The organism is Bacteroides sp. D22 (genome assembly GCF_000163675.1).
Taxonomy (GTDB): Bacteria; Bacteroidota; Bacteroidia; order Bacteroidales; family Bacteroidaceae; genus Bacteroides; species Bacteroides xylanisolvens.
Genome location: NZ_GG774836.1, coordinates 6,095 through 10,676, shown reverse-complemented (window position 1 = coordinate 10,676; position 4,582 = coordinate 6,095). Strand labels below are relative to the sequence as shown.

At 49.1% G+C, this 4,582-nt stretch carries 8 protein-coding genes; 6 read left to right on the top strand and 2 right to left on the bottom strand.

Going from position 1 to position 4,582, the window contains the following annotated elements:
- Together HMPREF0106_RS00695 and HMPREF0106_RS0125300 are read right to left on the bottom strand one after the other, a co-directional pair.
- A partial coding sequence (locus HMPREF0106_RS00695) for a P-loop NTPase fold protein (RefSeq protein ID WP_157133828.1) occupies window positions 1-527 on the bottom strand: 527 nt, incomplete at its 3' end.
- 210 nt (window positions 528-737) lie between these two features.
- Window positions 738-1,133 (bottom strand): hypothetical protein, encoded by a 396-nt coding sequence (locus HMPREF0106_RS0125300; protein WP_153257578.1) that lies wholly within the window; start codon window positions 1,131-1,133, stop codon window positions 738-740.
- Window positions 1,134-1,296: 163 nt separating this feature from the next.
- Between HMPREF0106_RS0125300 and HMPREF0106_RS00700 the strand changes: the two genes are divergently transcribed.
- The 6 genes from HMPREF0106_RS00700 to HMPREF0106_RS00720 form a co-directional block, all read left to right on the top strand.
- Complete coding sequence (locus HMPREF0106_RS00700) at window positions 1,297-2,271, top strand: ArdC family protein (RefSeq protein WP_009041247.1); 975 nt, start codon at window positions 1,297-1,299, stop codon at window positions 2,269-2,271.
- A gap of 71 nt (window positions 2,272-2,342) precedes the next feature.
- Entirely contained in the window at window positions 2,343-2,993 is a 651-nt protein-coding gene (locus tag HMPREF0106_RS00705; protein ID WP_009041246.1) for a hypothetical protein, read from the top strand.
- A gap of 42 nt (window positions 2,994-3,035) precedes the next feature.
- Window positions 3,036-3,245 carry a hypothetical protein gene (locus HMPREF0106_RS28040; protein WP_009041245.1) on the top strand — a complete coding sequence of 70 codons (210 nt, stop codon included), beginning with the start codon at window positions 3,036-3,038 and terminating at the stop codon, window positions 3,243-3,245.
- A 3-nt stretch (window positions 3,246-3,248) separates the two neighbouring features.
- Window positions 3,249-3,443, top strand: a complete 195-nt coding sequence (locus tag HMPREF0106_RS00710; protein ID WP_008640960.1) for a hypothetical protein — start codon at window positions 3,249-3,251, stop codon at window positions 3,441-3,443.
- 22 nt (window positions 3,444-3,465) lie between these two features.
- Window positions 3,466-4,014: an SLOG family protein gene (locus tag HMPREF0106_RS00715; RefSeq protein WP_009041244.1), complete on the top strand. Its 549-nt coding sequence runs from the start codon at window positions 3,466-3,468 to the stop codon at window positions 4,012-4,014.
- A 143-nt stretch (window positions 4,015-4,157) separates the two neighbouring features.
- Window positions 4,158-4,582, top strand: a 425-nt coding sequence (locus tag HMPREF0106_RS00720) for a ParB/RepB/Spo0J family partition protein (protein ID WP_009041243.1), incomplete at its 3' end; no start/stop codon positions are given.

Sequence of the window (4,582 nt, the reverse complement as noted above, 5' to 3'; positions counted from 1 at the left end):
TTCTCATCGCCAATGATGATGACCTTGCATTTACAATGTTCCGAAAAGTAATTGATGTATCCCAACAAGGTTTCCAGTTTTACATCACATCTTTCAAGGTCGTCAAAAATCAGAATCTTGTTTCCTTTTATTTCGGAATTTTCTTCTTTCAACAACAAAATGGAGTCCAAGTCACAGGTTACACTCCCTTCATCCTTTCCGTCACCGTCGATGTCATATTTCAAAGCGATTTTCGAGGCGGCTTTTAATATATTCTTGGCAAGTTTCATTCCCTTGCTGTACAGCCACGGGGATATTTCCTTGTTGACTTGTTCTGTGATTTGCTGGGTAGTGGTCAAACCATATAAAGACACATATATGGGCCGCCATTTTAACTTGTCCGCATCTTTATCGTTTTTCAGTTGCTTTATCCATTGGCGGATAAAAAACGTTTTGCCGCATCCCCAGGCACCTCGCAGCATGATGGCATATTGCGGATCGGATATTTCCGCATATTCATTTAAAAAGGTGAGTATGTTTCTATTCATAGCCATGTTCATTAGAGGTTTCAAAATTACGGAAAAGAGGCATAATTCTGATAACTTTTAAGAAATAAGTTATTACGGTCAATTCGTGTTTCCAGATGATTGTCGGAGCGTTCCCCTTCGGGTCGGGCTTTCCGCTGCAAGTCCTCGCTATGCTGTGGGCTTTCCCCTGCAATCCCTAACGTGGGTGAAAGGGTTTTCACTGTCTTGCGCTTACACCTTGGCGCACGGGCTGTCCCGTCCCGGCGTCCGCTGCCGACCACTCAGTGAGGCTGCATGGCCGAAACCGGACATCGGGGCGGAAGGACAAACGGAACACGGGGCTTCGGCTATCGCCGAAACTTCCTGTGCCCCGTCCCGCCCAAAAGAGTTCCCCGGTGTTTGTCCGGCAGCCGGAAGCTGACCGTCTTCCCATATACTTCTCCCGCACGTATGTCCTTGCCTCGGGAAACGGGCGTTCCCGGCTCTCCGGAAGGCTTCTTTTTCCCGCACCCGGCAAGTAACTGACCATTGACTGGAATGACTGACAGGGCATTTTTTCCCTAAGCTGATTGGGAAAACATTGACGAAGGTAGGCGGAGGTGAAAGCAAATCCGCAAAAAATGCCAAATCTCCACCCTGCGGGTAGTATTTACCATTTTTTCAGATGATTGCAATTCACCTTTTCCGCTATCAATGATTGTCAATGTTCTTCCCAATCAGCCAAGGGAAAAAAATTGGTTGGGGCGACAAGCGATGAAAACAGAGTAATAACGATTAAAATTTGTGAGTTATGGCAACAACGAACAGCACCATCGAAAAAATTGCACCGATGTTCACCGAGTTATTGATAAAGAAAATCGAGTGCCTGAAAACGGATTGGCAAAAACCGTGGATAACGAGCCTTGAACAAGGTTTGCCCCGCAACATCAGAGGGACGCTCTATAATGGCGGCAATGTCTTGATGTTATTGTTCTACACCGAGTTCATGAAATTCACTTTGCCCGTGTTCCTCACGTTCAACCAAGCGAAGGAAGAGGACTTGAGCGTCAGCAAGGGCGCACGATCGTTTCCCGTCTATTATTGGTTCAAGTTCGTGGTACACAAGGAGACGAAAAAGACAATCAAGTACGAGGAATACCGCAAGCTGCCCGCAACCGAGCAGGAAAATTACAAGGTCATCCCGCAGATGAAGTATTACAACGTCTTCAACATCGACCAGACCGATTTTGCAGGGAAATACCCCGAACGCTACGAGCGCATGAAAAAGGGAGAGCAGCCCGAAGACTATTCGGACAGAATGATTTACGAGGCGTTGGACGAGCTTGTCTATCTGCAAAATTGGTATTGCCCTATCAAGGTGCAGTATTCGGACAGTGCCTACTATTCGCCCTCTTCCGACCATATCGTTTGCCCGCAGCGTGAGCAGTTCCCGCAGGGAGCGGAGTTTTACGGCACGCTCCTGCACGAGATGGCGCACAGCACGGGAAGCCCCCAGCGACTGAACCGCACGTTCGGCTGCTTCTTCGGGGATGCGCTCTATGCCCGTGAGGAACTTGTCGCCGAACTTACCGCAGCCCTTTGCGGTGCGTTCTTCGGCTACGCAACCGCACCGCAGGAGAACAACGCCGCCTATCTGAAACACTGGCTCACCAAGCTAAGGGAGGAACCCGCCTTTTTGGTGGAGATATTGGGGGACGTGAACAAGGCGGCGAAGATGATTGCCGACAAGGTAACCGAACCGGTAAACGAACCCGCAGCAGCCTAAGCGGGACAACAAAGGAACAAGAGTATAAACCAACGGGCGGAGCAATCCGCCCCACTTAAAGACATAAGACGATGAAAACATTATCAGAAAAGGAATTTAACGGCTTTAACGTTAATGCGATGTTTACCGAAAGAGCGGAACGGGCGAAAAAAGAGCTGTCTCCACTCATGCAGGAGATAAGGAAGTACATACCCCAAGCGGAATACGGCTACCACGTGGAGAGCGGTGAATATCCCGCATTTTACGGCGTGCGCATAGAGTTCACGTATAACGGCATCCGTTTCCATGTGTGCAAGATATACAAAGAGAACAAATACAGGATAGCCGCCGACATGGAGCATTTTGAATATGTCAACCGCTACGACATCGAAAGGGCGAGCAACCAATACGAAAAGCCGTGCAATATCGGCGTGTTCACCGCCAAGAAAATAAACGATTGGATAAACTACTACACGCAGATATACAGGCAGGTGGAGCAAGAAAATGTGGAGAACTCGAAAAAGGTCGCCGATTTCTTGAAAAGTATCGAGAATGAACCCGTAAGATGGGAAGGGAACAACCATTCAAAAGGGACGATAATCCGCAACGGCTTGCGCTTCACTTTCTACATAGAGGAAGGACACCTCTATTTTGAACTGTCCCTAAGTTATCGGGGAACGGCTGATTACGACACGTTCCGGCTGATAGCCGATAACCGCTATATCCCGAAAGGAAACTATTAAACAACCACGGGCGGATTCCTCCGCCCGACAATACCCGAGAACATGAAAACGACATTCATTTACAGACTGGTTTACCGCCTAATCCTTTGGGCTTCGGCGGTGTACTTCCTCACCACCACCGCAGGGCAGTTTTTTGCCCTATCCGCTACTTTGCTTCTGTTAGGCTTCGTGGCACGGCTTGTTTTCGCCCTTGCGTGGCGGTTGTTTGTCGGCTTCATGTTCATCTTGATAATCATTCTTTTAATCATCTGAATCATGGAAGGAAAGAAGTTTAAACACAAGTATCTGCCGTACCTCACTTGCGTGGTCGTGGCAGCCACCCGAAAAGGGTACAAGGTTTTGGAAACCCAAGTTTTGGGCGGGCGCAGGAAGCCCAAAACAAAGACAGCCTACTACTACGACATTGATTTTGATAAAGAGCGTGGTTTGTGGCAGGAAGAAGGCAAGTAATAACCGATAAAAAAATATCAATATGGAAACAAGGACATTGGCAGAAAACGGAACACCCGTTACGAAAGAAAAGACGGTAGCCTTTTCGGGACACCGCACCAACCGTATAGCCAAGTTCACGGCAGACCGTGAGAAACTCTTTAGAGAGGTGGCGTTCGATACATTTGTAGCCATCGAGAGTTATTGTATCAAAAAAGGCTACCATACCTTTTTGTCGGGAATGTGCGAGGGCTTCGACCTTATCGCAGCAGAGGAAGTCTTGAACCTCAAAAAGGAATACCCGCATATCCATTTGAAATGCGTTCTCCCCTTCAAGGGACAAGCCGAGCGGTACACCCAGGCCGACAAGCGGCGTTATGACACCATTTTGGCGCAAGCCGATGAAGTGGTAACCTTGCAGGACGGATATACCGAGGGCTGTTTCCTACGCCGTAACGACTACCTTTTGGAAAACTCCGCTTTTCTGATGGTCTATTACGATTCGGTAGCCGTGGGCGGCACGTTCTACATCCTCAAACGGGCGGTAGAGCAGAAAAAGAAGTTCGCGAACGTGTGCTATAACCGCAGGTAAGCCGCAAGGGCGGACTTTCCGCCCGCTACTTTCTTTCGTGAGCCGGAGCGGGGAAAGAAAGATAGCAAAGAAACCGATTTCCCGACCGGAAAAAATTATCAAAAAGAACAAGAATAAACAATCAACTTAAAAACAAACGGATTATGAAGACAAAAGCAAATCAATCAGCAGCAGAGAGAAACATCACGATGGTAGCATTGGCAAACATTCAGCCGAGCGGTTTCAACCCACGCAAGCGTTTCGATGAAACGAGCCTTTACGAGCTTGCCGAGAGCATCAAGCGGCAGGGTGTGTTGCAGCCCATCACCGTGCGCCCCGTTGACGGGACAGACCGTTACGGGATTGTTTTCGGGGAACGCCGTTACCGTGCGTCCGTCATTGCGGGCAGGGACGAAATTCCCGCAATCGTTTCCGAGTTGTCGGACGAGGAAGCCGAGGAAATGGCGATTACTGAGAACTTGCAGCGCAAGGACGTGACACCCGTGGAGGAAGCCGCAGCCTATCAGCGGCTTATCGAGAGCGGACGCCACACCGTGCGCCCCGTTGACGGGGACAGACCGTTACGGGG

Excerpts from the sequence above, each read along its gene's own strand:
- HMPREF0106_RS00700 (WP_009041247.1), top strand. The coding sequence starts at position 1,297 with ATGGCAACAACGAACAGCACCATCGAAAAAATTGCACCGATGTTCACC.
- HMPREF0106_RS00705 (WP_009041246.1), top strand. The coding sequence starts at position 2,343 with ATGAAAACATTATCAGAAAAGGAATTTAACGGCTTTAACGTTAATGCG.
- HMPREF0106_RS28040 (WP_009041245.1), top strand. The coding sequence starts at position 3,036 with ATGAAAACGACATTCATTTACAGACTGGTTTACCGCCTAATCCTTTGG.
- HMPREF0106_RS00710 (WP_008640960.1), top strand. The coding sequence starts at position 3,249 with ATGGAAGGAAAGAAGTTTAAACACAAGTATCTGCCGTACCTCACTTGC.
- HMPREF0106_RS00715 (WP_009041244.1), top strand. The coding sequence starts at position 3,466 with ATGGAAACAAGGACATTGGCAGAAAACGGAACACCCGTTACGAAAGAA.